A 14,985-nucleotide genomic window follows, 5' to 3' on the forward strand; every position below is an offset into this window, starting at 1 on the left:
ACTTGAACGACAAAGAATTTACAGAATTTGTTATAGAAAAAGTAGAAGATATGAAGGCGCGGGATTTGGTCGTGCTAGACGTAAAAGGAAAGTCATCAGTGACCGATACCATGCTGGTATGTTCGGGCACCTCGAAAAGGCATGTCACTTCAATTGCTGAAAACGTCATTGTAGAATGTAAAAAGGCTGACCATGCCCCACTTAGTGTCGAGGGCAAAGAGGCAGGCGAATGGGTATTAGTTGATTTAGGCGATGTAGTGCTGCATGTTATGCAAGATGAAACACGCGATTTTTATCAACTAGAAAAGCTATGGCAATAAAAACGCCAATATAGGCCATAAAGATGCAAGTTCAGATAATCGCTGTCGGCAACAAGATGCCAAATTGGGTAAGCGATGGTGTAGAGGAGTATATCCGTCGATTTCCAAATGATTTTAAAGTCTCATTTACTGAGGTAAATGCAAAAAAGAGAACAAAAGGCAGTAATTTAGCAGCGATTAAAGAAGAAGAAGGACAAAAATGCCTTAATTTGATCCCCAAAGGAAACTTTGTGGTGGCATTAGAGGTCGAAGGCAGAAGATGGTCAACACAAGACCTCGCAACACAAATAGATAAATGGAAGTTGTCTGCTCGAAATGTGACTTTGCTAATAGGCGGACCAGAGGGCTTGTCTGACGACTGCAGAGCAAAAGCAGACGTACAATGGTCGTTGTCTGCTCTCACCTTGCCTCACCCCATGGTAAGAGTGATTGTAACTGAGGCCTTATACAGAGCATGGTCAGTAACGCAAAATCATCCTTATCATAGAGAATAAACAAGGTTCACAACATGGCTCGCGCTAGGCAAACAATAAGAGATCATACTGCAGAAGCAAATTTATTTTCTCGCAGAGCCCTTTTCTCGGCTAGTTTTGTTGTATTTATGCTTAGTTTACTTTTTATCAACCTATATCAATTGCAGGTTGTAAACCATTTAGATTACCAAACCCAATCTAATGGGAATCGAATCAAAGTACTTCCTGTAGCGCCTAATAGAGGGTTAATATATGATCGCAATGGCGTAATATTGGCCGAAAACAGACCTGTTTTTAGTTTAGAAATTATTCCTGAAGAAGTCGAATCGCTCGATGAACTGATTGCTGAACTTGAACTGTTAATGGGTTTGAGTGGCAATGAGCTAGAACGATTTGAACGTGAACGTTTACGTCAAAGAAGATTCAAACCTGTTGCCATTAAAAAACAACTTACCAACGATGAAGTTGCACTTTTCTCAGCCAACCAGCATAAGTTTCCCGGTGTCACTATTGAGGCAAGACTTGCTAGACACTATCCTTTTGCAGATGCACTAACACATACTCTTGGATATGTAGCACGTATTAACAAACGCGATGAAAATAAATTAGAAGTAAACGGGCAGGCAGCCAACTATGCAGCAACCCATGATATCGGCAAGCAAGGAATTGAGCGCTTTTATGAACGGGAATTGCATGGCATCGTTGGTTATCAGCAAGTTGAGGTAAATAATAAAGGGCGCGTTATTCGCGTATTAGATTTTGAACCGCCTATACCTATGGTAAAGATATCGTGTTAAACCTTGATATTGAACTGCAACAAAAAGCACAACAAGAGTTAGCGGGAAGGCGTGGGTCAGTAGTTATCACTGATGTTAAAACCGGAGGTATTCTTGCTTTATATTCTAGCCCAAGTTATGACCCTAACTTGTTTGTTCATGGTATTAGTCAAGCTAACTATTCAACCTTGATAAATTCTCAATATAGTCCTTTGCTTAACCGCGCAACGCAAGGTCGCTACCCTCCTGCTTCTACTATTAAACCTCACCTAGCCTTACTGGGCTTAGAAGATGGCATCATTGATGCCAACACAAAAATACATGACCATGGTAGTTACCAGCTACGCAACGTTTCGCATGTTTGGCGAGACTGGAAACGTGAAGGCCACGGGATAGTTGACGTTACGAAGTCGGTTGAAGTTTCTTGTGATACTTTTTACTACGAACTTGCGTTTAAACTAGGGATTGACCGCATGCACGAATATATGACCGAATTTGGCTTTGGCCAATATACGGGCGTCGACTTACATGAGGAATCTCAAGCCAACATGCCCAGTCGAGGATGGAAAAGAGCTCGTTTCAACGAGCCTTGGTATATAGGTGATACCATTCCCGTAGGTATTGGCCAAAGCTTTTGGAATGCAACCCCTCTACAAATAGCTAACTCAATTAATATACTGGTAAATAAAGGCAGACGGTTCACCCCTAAACTATTGAAAGGTTATCGAGTAGAAGGTCAATCAATTGATGAGCCGATAGAAGAGCAACGCCCAGTTATGATGAAAAATGAGGAAAACTGGGATCTTATCTTAGATTCTTTGTATGGAACGGTAAATAGACCACACGGAACTGCTCGAACAGCATTTCTTAATACCAATTATATTTCAGCTGGCAAAACTGGAACGGCTCAATTGTTTTCTGTCGCCCAAGATGAAGAATACGACGAAGAAAACGTTAATGAATATTTACGCGATAATGCAATGTATGTTGGCTACGCCCCATATGAAAATCCAGAAATTAGTATTGCGGTAGTGATTGAGAATGCTGGTGGAGGCGGCTCAAACGCGGCTCCTTTATCACGCAATGTAATGGACTTTTATTTTGAACGACAACAAAAAATAGCAGCGCAGAAAAGCGTTGTTGATAGTCAAAGCAATGCCTATGTCCAATAAGCTTTCTGCAAATAAACAAACAATACTTGAACGCCTTCATATAGATGGTTTTCTACTATTTTCCCTTTGTTCATTAATGCTTGTTGGCTTGCTCACTATATACTCTTCAGGCGGTCAAGATTGGGGTTTAGTTCAGCGTCAACTGGTAAGGCTTAGTATCGCATTTTGTGTCATGTTCGTGCTTGCTCAAGTTCCTATTGCGGTATTTCGACGAACTGCGATCTATTTCTATACGCTTGGCATTTTGATGTTGATAGCGGTTTTGTTAGTTGGCGTAGAAGGTAAAGGTGCCCAACGTTGGTTAGACTTAGGTTTGCTTAGGTTTCAACCTTCAGAAATACTAAAACTTGCGATGCCCATGATGATTGCATACTTTATTAGCAAAAACAGCATGCCACCAACACTTTATAGTATTTTTGTTGGTTTTATTTTAGTGTTCGTTCCCACGATATTAATCGCCAAACAACCTGACTTAGGTACCTCACTGTTAGTCGCATCCAGCGGTGTTTTTGTTTTGTTTTTAGCCGGTATGACATGGAAGTTGATTGGCGGTATAAGTATTCTTGCCGGTGCTTTTGCCCCTATCATGTGGTTTTTCCTGATGAAGGAGTATCAAAAACAGCGTGTTATAACCTTTATTGACCCAGAGAGCGATCCTCTTGGTGCAGGCTATCACATCATACAGTCGAAGATCGCTATCGGATCTGGTGGGGTTGATGGCAAAGGATGGCTGCAAGGCACTCAATCGCAATTAGAATTTTTACCTGAACGACATACTGATTTTATTTTTTCAGTATTTAGCGAAGAATTTGGACTTGTTGGCGTACTTGGCTTATTAATTATCTATTTGTGTATTATCATGCGTGGTTTGTATATTGCCAACCGAGCGCAAGACACCTTTAGTAAATTACTTGCTGGTAGCATTACCTTAACGTTTTTCGTGTATGTTTTTGTGAACATGGGAATGGTATCGGGTTTGCTACCTGTTGTAGGCGTCCCCTTACCTTTAATTAGCTATGGTGGGACGTCGATGGTTACACTAATGGCAGGCTTTGGTATTTTAATGGCAGTCAGTACACAAAAGAGATTGCTTTCACGCGAGTAAGTCTGGCAATATTTGCGATATAATAACTAAAAACAAATGGTGAATTTGGTGTCCATTCAAAAGCTTTGTATCTTTGTGATATCCATCACTTTTTTATATTCATGCTCATCATCACAAACTCAAACAAGCCGCTATAAACTCACTCAAGATACCGCGCCAAGTTTTAATTACGGCGTGATCGACTATGAGTTAATAGAACCAAAATTTGAAACCTTCAATGTTTGGACAAGCCGTCCGTATGAAATAATGGGGACCTACTACACACCAATGCATACCAATAAAGGCTTTGAAGATGTCGGTTATGCATCGTGGTACGGCGAAAAATTTCACGGTTACAAAACAGCAACGGGTGAAGTATTTGATATGTTTGCACTGACTGCTGCTCATAAAACTTTGCCATTACCCTCTTTTTTGCGAGTAACTAATACGGAAACGAACATATCTATAACCGTCAGAGTGAACGACCGGGGCCCGTTCCACAGTGATCGAATCTTGGATTTATCTTATGGTGCAGCAAAAAAGTTAGGCTTTCACAATAAAGGCACTGCGCAAGTTAAAATTGAGGCTATCCACTTTAGCGAAAATGGTGACAAGACTGTTGGAAGAAACCCAACTGTTTTTGCAGAACCCACATTGAATATTGCTATTGTAGATTCAACGACAACTAGCACAATAGATAAACCACTCAATTCAACCATTACTGCGCAGCCCGAGGATAATGTTGGTACTTATATTCAAGTGCTTGCATTGAGCGATCAGTCAAAAGCGAAGTCCATAGGATTAGCTTTATCTCAAATGTTAAGAGTACCTTCGGTGATCCCCAAAGAGAATAATGTATATAAATTACAATTAGGCCCAATTGAAACTGAACAAAAAGCAAATACCCTACTCAAAGAACTTGGCAAGATGGGTTTTGAGAGCGCATTTACCGTAATTAATGTAGCTGATTAGTTACGGTTTCTGAGTCTTTATATAAAGGTCAAATAAGCGAGTAGGATCTTATCGAAAAAAACACCGTTTGCCCTATCGTTTATTCAGGCAATCATATAGAATTCGCCTGTAAATTGTCACATATACTACTTTGGGATAAAAAATGCGTTCAATAATGATATTTACTCTTCTAGCCACAATGCTCATGCCAATCGCACAAGCGTCCATTGTGATCCCCCCGCCACCAAGCGTTGCCGCAGGCGGATTTATGCTAGTTGACCATCAAACCGGACATATCATCGCAGAAAAAAATATTGATCAACGTCTCGCGCCTGCAAGCTTAACTAAAATAATGACCGTGTATGTTGTGGGAAAAGAGATTCAAGCTGGCAACATCAGCATGGATGACGCGGTTACTGTGTCTGAAAATGCATGGGCAAAAAATTTCCCAGACTCATCTAAAATGTTTATCGAAGTAGGTACTCAAGTAACGGTGCGAGAGTTGTTACAAGGCATTATTGTTCAATCAGGCAATGACGCTTGTGTTGCGATTGCAGAATATATTGCAGGCAGCGAACAAGCATTTGCGTCGATGATGAACGCTCACGCACAAGCCTTAGGGATGACAGCAACAAACTTTGTCAACACACATGGATTACATGATCCAGACCATTACACCTCGCCTAGAGACATGGCATTGTTGTCATCAGCTTTGATCAATGAAGTACCTGATATGTATGAAATCTATAGTCAGCGTGAATTCACATACAACGGCATCAAACAGTTTAATCGCAATAGTCTACTATGGGACACAAGTTTAAATGTTGATGGCTTGAAAACAGGACACACGTCTGACGCGGGTTACAGCCTTATCACTTCAGCAACGCAAGGTGAAATGCGCTTAGTATCAGTTGTAATGGGTACTGATAGCGACAGAGCGCGAAAGACTGAAAACAAAAAGTTGCTGCGCTACGGTTTTAGATTCTTCGAATCGGTCGTACCGTATAAAGCAGGTCATAGCTTTGCTCAACAGCGTATTTTTATGGGTGATAAAGAAACCGTCAGCCTTGGGGTTAATGTTGATACCCCTATGACCATTCCAAGAGGGCAAGCAAGCAAGTTGACTGCTCAATTTGAGCTTAGTGAACAACTCAACGCTCCCCTTCAAAAAGGCCAAGTGGTGGGACAATTATTTATTCAATTAGATGGTGAAACAATGGGCTCGTATCCCTTGGTAACCTTAGAAGAAATAAACGAAGGTGGCATTGTTAGTAAAGCGATGGATTGGGTAACCCTTAAATTGGGACTTGATGAGTAATGGATACACATTTTGATGAATTACTAGACTTTCCTTGCATGCAAACATTTAAAGTAATGGGAAGTGCAAAACCTGAATTGCCAGATACCATTGTGAGTTGCTTGCAAAGCCTTGCGCCTGCAGATTATACATACACCGTTAAACCTAGCAGTAAGGGCACCTATCATGCGGTGTCCATAGCGGTAAAGGTGACTAGTAAAGAGCATATGGAAACTATTTATACTGAGTTAGCTAAACTTGAGCTTGTGAAAGTAGTCATATAAGCCAATACAAGAGAACGAATTTGCCCTTAGATACCTGTGAAATTCTTCCCACCATCATCAGAGACCTTGGCTGCCAAGAATATTTGCCTATTTGGCAGAAAATGCAAAATTTCACTGATGCACGAAATCAATCGACACCAGATGAGATATGGTTGTTAGAACATGCCCCAGTGTTTACACAAGGTCAAGCTGGAAAACAAGAGCATTTATTAGCACCTGGAGACATTCCAGTGGTGCCCGTTGATAGAGGTGGACAAGTTACTTATCACGGACCCGGCCAACTAATGATGTACATTTTATTGGACATTCGTCGCAGTAAGTTAGGTGTTAGACACCTTGTAAGTGCCCTTGAAGATTGTATCGTGTTAACATTACGCGATTTTGATACCCAAGCATACGCAAAAAAAGACGCTCCAGGCGTTTATGTAGATGAGAAAAAAGTATGCTCGGTGGGTTTGCGTATTAGAAAAGGTTGTTCTTTTCATGGATTAGCCTTTAATGTGGATATGGACTTGTCACCTTTTCAACGCATTAATCCTTGTGGCTATGCAGGCCTAGAAATGATCGATAGCAATAGACTTAATGGCCCATATGATATGGGTAAAGCAAAACAAGTTGTATCACAACATTTTTGCAAACTTCTTAATATTAGCAAGCTTGTAAATAAAGAGGGCTTTGATGAGTAATTCACGACCTGAAGCGGGTGTTAAGCTTCGTGACGACGAGAAAGTAAAACATATTCCGATTACAATTATGCCAACAGAAAAAGCCAACATGTTGCGCAAACCTGAGTGGATAAAAGTTAAGTTACCACGTACAACAGATCGTATCGATCATATAAAAAAGACGCTACGAAAAAATAAATTGCACTCGGTATGTGAAGAAGCTAGCTGCCCCAATTTGGCTGAATGTTTTAATCATGGTACTGCCACGTTTATGATTTTAGGAGACATTTGTACAAGACGTTGTCCTTTCTGTGACGTTGGTCATGGTAAGCCTTTACCACCAAGTGCAGAAGAACCTGAAAAGCTCGCAAAAACCATTGCTGAAATGGATTTGCGCTATGTCGTAATAACCTCTGTTGATAGGGATGATTTACGCGATGGTGGCGCACAACATTTCGTTGACTGTATTAATGCTATCCGTAAATACAGCCCTACTACCAAAATAGAAGTGCTAGTACCTGACTTTCGAGGAAGAATGGATAGAGCTTTAGATATTCTGCAGAATGGCCTACCCGATGTTTTTAATCACAACTTAGAGACTATTCCACGCTTATATCGCGAGTGTCGTCCAGGCGCTAACTACAAGTGGTCTTTAGAGTTGTTGCGAAAATTTAAAGAACAGCATCCTCATATTCCTACAAAATCTGGACTAATGATGGGAATGGGTGAAGAAAACGATGAAATGAAGCAAGTGCTAGATGATCTTAGAGAACATAATGTCGATATGTTAACGCTTGGACAGTATCTTCAACCTAGCAAGCATCATTACCCAGTGAAACGCTATGTTCCACCCGCAGAGTTTGATAGTTTGGGAGTTTACGCCAAAGAAATCGGTTTTACACATGCCGCATGTGGCCCTATGGTAAGGTCGAGTTATCATGCAGATAAACAAGCTGCAGGTGTAGAAATTAAGTAAAAACAGTGGCCTAGTGTTTATCAAAAACCCTAGGTCTGTTTTTTTATAATGCTAATCTTCTGTGTCACAAATAATTAATTAAATTTCAGTGTACACTTGTACGCTCAATATATACAATTCCTACATTAAATAAATATCAAGCAAATTGAACGCTAGGAATTGCCTCTTATATGTTACCCAAAAAAGCCGCTGATTTAGACAAATCAAGTTACTCTATCAACGAAGAAAGACTCAACACCTGGAGTCATGCTATAGGCTTCGTGTTAGCTCTTTTGGGGATAACATTGATGGTGTCAAAAGCACAAGCTTGGGTAGAAATAAGTGTATCAATAGTTTACGGCGTAAGTTTAGCAATGATGTTTTTATCGTCTGCTCTTTATCACAATACAAAAGACACACTACGCAGAATCATTTTAAGGCGTATCGATCACATTGCCATTTATTTGCTAATTGCAGGCAGCTACACCCCTTTTTTAGTATTAGGTGTAGGTGACACGCTAGGTTTGGTAAGTCTTATTATCGTGTGGTCAATCGCGATACTAGGGATAATTTTTAAGCTGGTTTGGGGACATAAGTACCCTAAATTGTCTATTACCACCTATGCGATAATGGGCTGGCTTGCCCTATTTCTGATATATCCAATATATCAATCCTTAAGTCCTTCAGGTTTTATTCTGTTGCTTTGCGGCGGTATCGCATACAGTGGAGGTATTGTGTTTTATTTGATGAAAACTAGGCATTACTCTCATGCACTATGGCATCTATTTGTTGTTGCTGGAGCGGCCTGTCATTTTTTCGCCATTTATTTGCATGTTCTTTAAAGAGAAAGTGCTTCGCTGTTTTCACACAACAAGTGTCAGCTATTTTTACAATAAACGAACTCATCACAAAAAACACCTTATAAATCATTGAAAATTATCCACTTGTCAGCTTGGCACTATTGATGCTTATCAATAAAAATCGAAGTATAAAACAATAATTTTCGATACTGCACTTCTACTTAAGGAAATAAGAATGAAATTTAAATCGTTATTAGTCAGCTCTGCTTTGTTGCTTATCAGCAGCATGGCAAATGCTAGCCCAGTTTATAGTTCAAGCTATCAGTTGTCTGACGCAGGAAATGGTACTAGAGGTTTGTGGACGAATGTTGGCAGATTTCAAACACAGTCAGGCTCGTTTGTGGTTAATGGCAATACTGCAACCTTCACCGGCGATGTATTCTCAAGCACATTGGGTGGTTTGACATTTGATATTACAATGAATTATTCATGCTCTAGTATGGTTTCTGCCATTCCTGGTATGAGCAAAAAAGTTACCGTCGATAATGCGGCATGTGGGCTTGATAAACAACCTACAGGCGGTAGTGTAAGCGGCGCTGATGTTGATGGAAACACTTGGGATTTTTGGAATTGGGCGCCTTCTACCCTAACAGGTTATGGCGCTTTAGATGGTTTAGTCATTGATATTTCACAAGCTCCTAGCAATGATGCAAAGCCTTTTAGAGTGGGTAACGGCGCTAACTGGGATGATAAGGGCTTATTAGGTGCATCTGGCTGGATGTTTATAGACACGTTTACATGTGATTCAAGCAAAGCATGTGCAAGTTCTAACTTTAATCCAGGCAGTGCAGACTTTAACTTTACCTTCACTGATGTACCAGCGCCTGCGTCTGTGGGTTTGTTAGGGTTAGCATTAGTGTTACTTACCAGAAGAAAGTTATCGTAATTTACAGATTAACGTAATTAATCATAATAAAAAGCCAGCTTATACAGTTGGCTTTTTTATGCACTCATTTTTGTGCTTTTGTCCACCGCCGCATCGCAAATTACCACCACACCTAAGCTATTTTTCTTATTCACAGCATGTACGCCTTTAACAATTAATATACTTTACTCGAAGTTAGCTATTCACAGCGAATAAACGCCCATGCAGCTTAATATTGCGCATAAAAAAAGCCACTTTGCATAAAAAGTGGCTTATTACATGTTTTGTTGAACGTTATTATTTTCTGCTTCTAAACACCATCATTAAAAAGCCTAAGCCCATAAGGGCTAATATTGAAGGTGCAGATACGCTAGTGCTAGTTGAACTTTGGTTAAAGAAAAATTGACCTACATTTCTTCCACCAATAATTAGTATACCTCGATTAGGTTCACGCCAATCTAAATAAGCAGAACCACTGCCAAATCGTAAAGCAATACACCTGCTACAGCTGCTGCCGCCGCCACCTGAAACAACAGAGTCATAAACACCTGTGATCAAGTCACTTGCATCTGTTCTAATTTCAACCGCATTCTGGTTTCCAGAAATGCTGCTAAGCCCTGGGCCACCAGAAAAAGAACCTGTTTGACCAGACACCAAATCATAGACCACAGTAAAACCAAGCAAAGCTGATTGATTATTTGGCGAGACAAATATACTGCTATTGCCAAGCACAGAATCAAGCACTTCAAATGTGATACTTACACCCTTGTTGTTCGAATCCGTACTTGAGAATGTTAATAATGCAGCTTGTGCCTGCAAACTAAAAAACATACCTAGTATCGCTACAGATTTTATCGCTCTTAATAGAGAACTTTTAACAACTTTGTTCTTCATGGTATTTCCCTTTAAATTTAAGATAATGTCACATCTATACTGAGTGACAATTACGAATAGCAAAATACATACCACCCAAAAAAATCAATATTTTCAATTTGTTACGATTTTCCAATACGAAAAAATTTAAAACATGTAAAATTTCCTGACACCTCTGTTGAGTATGAATTGTGTTTATTTTCAGTAAGTTGTTCAATAAATGATCATCGCAAAAATTGTTAGCACACAAACTCTCGCATACCTATTTATAACTTCATATCGATCTGGGTACTAATGCAATTGTTATCTAAAACAGATTTGTAAATACAGTGTAAATTTTTTGTTACTATTAGTTGTATTTATGAATATCTAAGAGTATGGTGAATATATCAATGAGCATTGCTCATTGATATTTATAAGAAAAATAAACAAATGTGCCTTTAGCGCATAATTTGTAAAACAACTACAACACACCAACAACCCTTGGAATCCTATATATGAAGAAAATAACACCTCTTTTATCAGCAACGCTACTTGCTGTAAGTATTAACGCTGCTTTTGCATCGGAACGTGTCATAGTTCAGGTAGACAATCCTGGCAAAGGCATCGTTAAAAACCTAGCTCGTCAAGCAGGCGGTCAAATTAAAGTAGAAGGCGATGGTTTCATTGCTTTTGAGTTTGCAGGTAAAGATTTGTCTCAGATAAAAGGCTTACTTAATAACCCGCATATAAAGTTAGTAGAAGTAGACCAAGTTAGACGTTCAATGGCGCTTTTTGAAGACGACCTTGGCGATCCAATGACTCAACAAGTCACACCATATGGTTATTATCAAGCCCAAGCGGATCAAGTTGCACTTGATACTAGTGCTGGTATAAAAGTCTGTGTAATCGACTCTGGACTCGATATTAGTAATCAAGATTTTATTTGGAGTAATATCGACGGAGACAATGATCCTGGAACAGGTAATTGGTTTAGTGCTGGTGGTCCGCATGGTACTCACGTTGCAGGCACAATTGCGGCGGCTGACAATAATGTTGGTGTAATCGGCATGGCGCCTGGCGTTAGCTTGCATATTATCAAGGTATTTAATGCCGATGGCTATGGATATTCTTCTGACTTAGCCAAAGCTGCACAACTTTGTACTGCAGCTGGGGCAAATATTATAAATATGAGCCTTGGTGGTGGTGGCGCAAATAGTACTGAAGAAAATGCATTTAAATCATTTCAAGCGGCAGGCGGGTTGTCTGTAGCTGCAGCCGGCAATGATGGCAACTCAGTACGATCATACCCAGCAGGTTACTCATCTGTGATGATGATTGGTGCAAATGATGCAGATAATAATATTGCCGACTTTTCTCAATACCCGACTTGTACGTCTGGCAAAGGTCGAAGACAAAGAACTGACGAGACTATATGTGTTGAAGTTACCGCTGGTGGTGTAGATACACTATCAACGTTCCCAGCCGGTATTGCAACGTCGTCAGGTCTAAGTGCTGATGGAAATGCATTTGCTTCTTCAGCTATGGAAAATGCTGGCAGTGCCAATGGAACAACATATTTTATGGGAACAGCAGAGGCTACAGATGCAAGTGCTGATGGTAAAATATGCGTCATTGACCGCGGCGTTGTTTCATTTTTTGATAAGGTAAATAACTGTGAGCAATCCGGCGGTATAGGGGCTGTTATTATCAATAATGAACTAGGCATTTTGTTTGGTACATTAGGTGATACGAATACCACTAGTATACCTGCTGTTGGTGCTGCGCAAGAAGACCGCAGTGCACTGTTATCTGCGGCGACTATGAGTATTTCTATCGGTGCAAGTGATTATGGCACTCTAAGTGGTACATCAATGGCAACACCAACTGTAGCGGGAGTTGCGGCCTTGGTATGGTCTAATCACCCTAATTGTAGTGGCGAAGATATTCGTGAAGCCCTCAAAGCTACCGCTCTTGATGGCGGCGTGAGTGGCAAAGACGATAATTTTGGTTATGGCATTGTGCAAGCTGCGGATGCAAATGAATACTTGGTATCTAATTCATGTGGCAGCGTTGAGCCACCACCTCCGCCTCCACCGCCTTCAGGGGACTTTAATTTAAGCGCAAATGGCTTCAAACAAAAAGGAAGACAAAATGTGACCTTGAATTGGGGTGGTGCCAGCACATCAAGCGTTGATATATTTAGAGATGGTCAAAAAATAACCACTACATCAAATGATGGTGAATATCTTGATGCTATCGGCGTTAAAGGCTCTGCTACTTATAGTTATAGCGTATGCGAAGCTGGCTCAACGGTATGTACTGCTAATGTACAGGTAGTGTTTTAATTAGATTTAACATTGGCATTTGATAACAACCCTACACAGTTTTGTGTAGGGTTTGTTTATTTAGTGCCTCTTTTATTACGCTTTTTATTCAAAGTTTAAGTAACTACAATAAACATTCATTACACACTTCTATTTTCTTGGCATCAATACAAACTACATTGCAAACCAAGACGCAAAATCATATAGCTGTTATATTGTTCATATGCGTAAATTCATTTAAGTCAAAATTAGGCTTGTAGGGAATAGGCGTGTTAACAATCATAAAATGGGATAGCGTATTGAGATGAAAATTTTAGTAGTAGATGATCATGCTTTATTTCGCGATGGGCTTAAACACGTACTTGCTGAACTCGACTGCAGCGCTGATGGCGCAATGCAAGTCTATGAGGCCAATACGAGTGATTTATCTATTTCAATACTTGAGGATACGCCAGATATTGACCTAGTGCTTGTTGATCTGAATCTACCAGGAGAGTGCGGCTTTTCCGTTTTAGAGCATTGCAGAAAGGTTTACATGACAACGCCTGTAGTTGTCATATCAGCGTCAAACAATCATCAAGATATACAACATGCAAAAGACCTTGGTGCGATGGCTTATATCTACAAAGATACCAAAAGCAAAATAATGTTGAATATTTTACAACTTGTACTTGCTGGAGGCTTATATTTCCCCGAACATTCATCACCGAAACCTCAACTATTGCTAACAAGCCGTCAACAACAGGTCTTATCATTCTTAATTCAAGGGCAATCAAACAAACTTATTGCTGCGAATATGGAAATCGCAGAGGCCACAATTAAAATGCATGTTACTGCTATTTTTAAAAAATTAGGTGTTACCAACAGAACCCAAGCAGCACTGGCAGCCAAAGAACTTGGAATTCTTGATATCGTGTAAACATCAATCTTGAAAAGTGTTCGCATGCACACTGCGTAAGAAAGCGCGAAGCTTAGCCGCTGGTACAGGTTTATGTAGAACCTGCCAATGTCCGGTGTTCATCATTTCTATCTCATTTTTTTGAGTATCACCCGTCACTATTAGACTAGGAATCATACGTTGATACTGCTTATTAACCCGCTCTATCAAATCAATTCCGTTTAACTGATTTGCCAAGCGATAGTCAGTTATTAGCGCGTCTGGCGCTCGACCTCTTTGAGCGAGTAACTTAAGTAAGGCTTCCGCAGAATCTGCCACAACAACGTCATAATGCCATATAGTCAAAAGCTGAAGTAGCCCTTCTCTTATGCTGGTTTCATCGTCGACAACTGCAACCAAAAACGATGGAGTAATATCAAGCTGAGTAGCGGGTACTTCGACTTCATGACTTAACTTAGGTAAATTATTCGCTTGTTCAATATGAATCGAAAATGTCGATCCAACTCCTAATGTGGATTTAACATATATTTCATGCTCTAACAGTTTTGCGGTTCGAGAAACAATAGCCAAACCCAATCCTAAACCATTTTTACGATTGCGTTGTTGATTGTCGACTTGGTGAAATTCTGTAAATATATTTTTAATTTCGTTTTCAGCAATACCAATCCCAGTATCAGTAACGCTAATAATTACCAAGCCATCCTCAGAAACACATCCCACTTTTATTTCACCCGATGGTGTATAGCGAATAGCGTTTTCTATATAGTTTCGTAATATTTGTTCTAATAGTTCGGCTTCACTTATTACGCAATAATCCTCACTAGGCCATGTAATATTTAGCCCTTTTTGGGACGCTTGCATATCAAATGCATTGGATAGTTTTACAAAAAGACCTTGAATGAAAAAGCTGGATTTTGAGGCCTCTACGGCACCTGCGTCTAACTTCGAAATGTCCAGTAATGCGTCAAAAAGGCTTTTAAGTGCATCAACAGACATATTTATCTGATCTATTATTTTTCGAGTTGCTGGTTGTTGTTCTGACTCATCTAATACAGAGGTAAATAGCCCTAATGAATAAAGAGGCTGGCGTAAATCATGACTAGCTGCCGCAAGAAACTTAGATTTTGCTTTATTAGCACTTTCGGCTTCTTTTTTTGCTCCTTTAATCTCTCTACTAATAAACTATTTTCAAAACGCAGGGATAAG

The 14,985-nt window shown here is 39.9% G+C and carries 14 protein-coding genes and 1 pseudogene; 13 read left to right on the forward strand and 2 right to left on the reverse strand.

Translation table 11 applies throughout. From position 1 onward, the window contains the following. The first annotated feature begins 2 nt into the window (after positions 1-2). The 11 genes and pseudogenes from rsfS to ACZ1G6_RS08860 all read left to right on the forward strand — a co-directional run bounded on the left by rsfS (position 3) and on the right by ACZ1G6_RS08860 (position 9,723). Entirely contained in the window at positions 3-320 is a 318-nt protein-coding gene (gene rsfS / locus ACZ1G6_RS08810; RefSeq protein ID WP_472615976.1) for a ribosome silencing factor, read from the forward strand. Positions 321-343: 23 nt separating this feature from the next. Beyond that, positions 344-814: a 23S rRNA (pseudouridine(1915)-N(3))-methyltransferase RlmH gene (gene rlmH / locus ACZ1G6_RS08815; RefSeq protein ID WP_472615977.1), complete on the forward strand. Its 471-nt coding sequence runs from the start codon at positions 344-346 to the stop codon at positions 812-814. Between the two features lie 14 nt (positions 815-828). Next, positions 829-2,741, forward strand: a pseudogene (gene mrdA, locus ACZ1G6_RS08820) (penicillin-binding protein 2). Then, positions 2,725-3,846 carry a rod shape-determining protein RodA gene (rodA, locus tag ACZ1G6_RS08825; RefSeq protein WP_472615978.1) on the forward strand — a complete coding sequence of 374 codons (1,122 nt, stop codon included), beginning with the start codon at positions 2,725-2,727 and terminating at the stop codon, positions 3,844-3,846. The pseudogene mrdA and the gene rodA overlap by 17 nt, the downstream one beginning before the upstream one ends. Before the next feature lie 48 nt (positions 3,847-3,894). Beyond that, positions 3,895-4,797, forward strand: coding sequence for a septal ring lytic transglycosylase RlpA family protein (locus tag ACZ1G6_RS08830; RefSeq protein ID WP_472615979.1), 903 nt, complete (start codon positions 3,895-3,897; stop codon positions 4,795-4,797). A gap of 142 nt (positions 4,798-4,939) precedes the next feature. Beyond that, on the forward strand, positions 4,940-6,094 hold the full coding sequence (locus tag ACZ1G6_RS08835) for a serine hydrolase (protein ID WP_472615980.1): 1,155 nt from the start codon (positions 4,940-4,942) through the stop codon (positions 6,092-6,094). Continuing rightward, on the forward strand, positions 6,094-6,357 hold the full coding sequence (ybeD, locus tag ACZ1G6_RS08840) for a DUF493 family protein YbeD (protein WP_472615981.1): 264 nt from the start codon (positions 6,094-6,096) through the stop codon (positions 6,355-6,357). The genes ACZ1G6_RS08835 and ybeD overlap by 1 nt, the downstream gene beginning before the upstream one ends. A 101-nt stretch (positions 6,358-6,458) precedes the next feature. Beyond that, positions 6,459-7,043: a lipoyl(octanoyl) transferase LipB gene (gene lipB, locus ACZ1G6_RS08845; RefSeq protein ID WP_472618959.1), complete on the forward strand. Its 585-nt coding sequence runs from the start codon at positions 6,459-6,461 to the stop codon at positions 7,041-7,043. Next, positions 7,036-7,998 carry a lipoyl synthase gene (gene lipA, locus ACZ1G6_RS08850; RefSeq protein ID WP_472615982.1) on the forward strand — a complete coding sequence of 321 codons (963 nt, stop codon included), beginning with the start codon at positions 7,036-7,038 and terminating at the stop codon, positions 7,996-7,998. Before lipB ends, lipA begins: the two co-directional genes overlap by 8 nt. A gap of 170 nt (positions 7,999-8,168) precedes the next feature. Next, positions 8,169-8,819, forward strand: a complete 651-nt coding sequence (trhA, locus tag ACZ1G6_RS08855) for a PAQR family membrane homeostasis protein TrhA (protein ID WP_472615983.1) — start codon at positions 8,169-8,171, stop codon at positions 8,817-8,819. A gap of 193 nt (positions 8,820-9,012) precedes the next feature. Beyond that, positions 9,013-9,723 carry a hypothetical protein gene (locus tag ACZ1G6_RS08860; protein WP_472615984.1) on the forward strand — a complete coding sequence of 237 codons (711 nt, stop codon included), beginning with the start codon at positions 9,013-9,015 and terminating at the stop codon, positions 9,721-9,723. 276 nt (positions 9,724-9,999) lie between these two features. Here the strand turns inward: ACZ1G6_RS08860 and ACZ1G6_RS08865 are convergent, their stop codons facing one another. After that, positions 10,000-10,596 carry a hypothetical protein gene (locus ACZ1G6_RS08865; RefSeq protein ID WP_472615985.1) on the reverse strand — a complete coding sequence of 199 codons (597 nt, stop codon included), beginning with the start codon at positions 10,594-10,596 and terminating at the stop codon, positions 10,000-10,002. 476 nt (positions 10,597-11,072) lie between these two features. Here ACZ1G6_RS08865 and ACZ1G6_RS08870 point away from each other — a divergent pair, with 476 nt between their 5' ends. Together ACZ1G6_RS08870 and ACZ1G6_RS08875 are read left to right on the forward strand one after the other, a co-directional pair. After that, positions 11,073-12,902: a S8 family serine peptidase gene (locus tag ACZ1G6_RS08870; protein ID WP_472615986.1), complete on the forward strand. Its 1,830-nt coding sequence runs from the start codon at positions 11,073-11,075 to the stop codon at positions 12,900-12,902. Positions 12,903-13,185: 283 nt separating this feature from the next. Next, positions 13,186-13,800 (forward strand): LuxR C-terminal-related transcriptional regulator, encoded by a 615-nt coding sequence (locus tag ACZ1G6_RS08875; protein ID WP_472615987.1) that lies wholly within the window; start codon positions 13,186-13,188, stop codon positions 13,798-13,800. A 3-nt stretch (positions 13,801-13,803) separates the two neighbouring features. Here the strand turns inward: ACZ1G6_RS08875 and ACZ1G6_RS08880 are convergent, their stop codons facing one another. Next, entirely contained in the window at positions 13,804-14,958 is a 1,155-nt protein-coding gene (locus ACZ1G6_RS08880) for a sensor histidine kinase (protein ID WP_472618960.1), read from the reverse strand. Between the last annotated feature and the right edge of the window lie 27 nt (positions 14,959-14,985).

The sequence above is a fragment of the Glaciecola sp. HA4-3 genome, assembly GCF_055693685.1.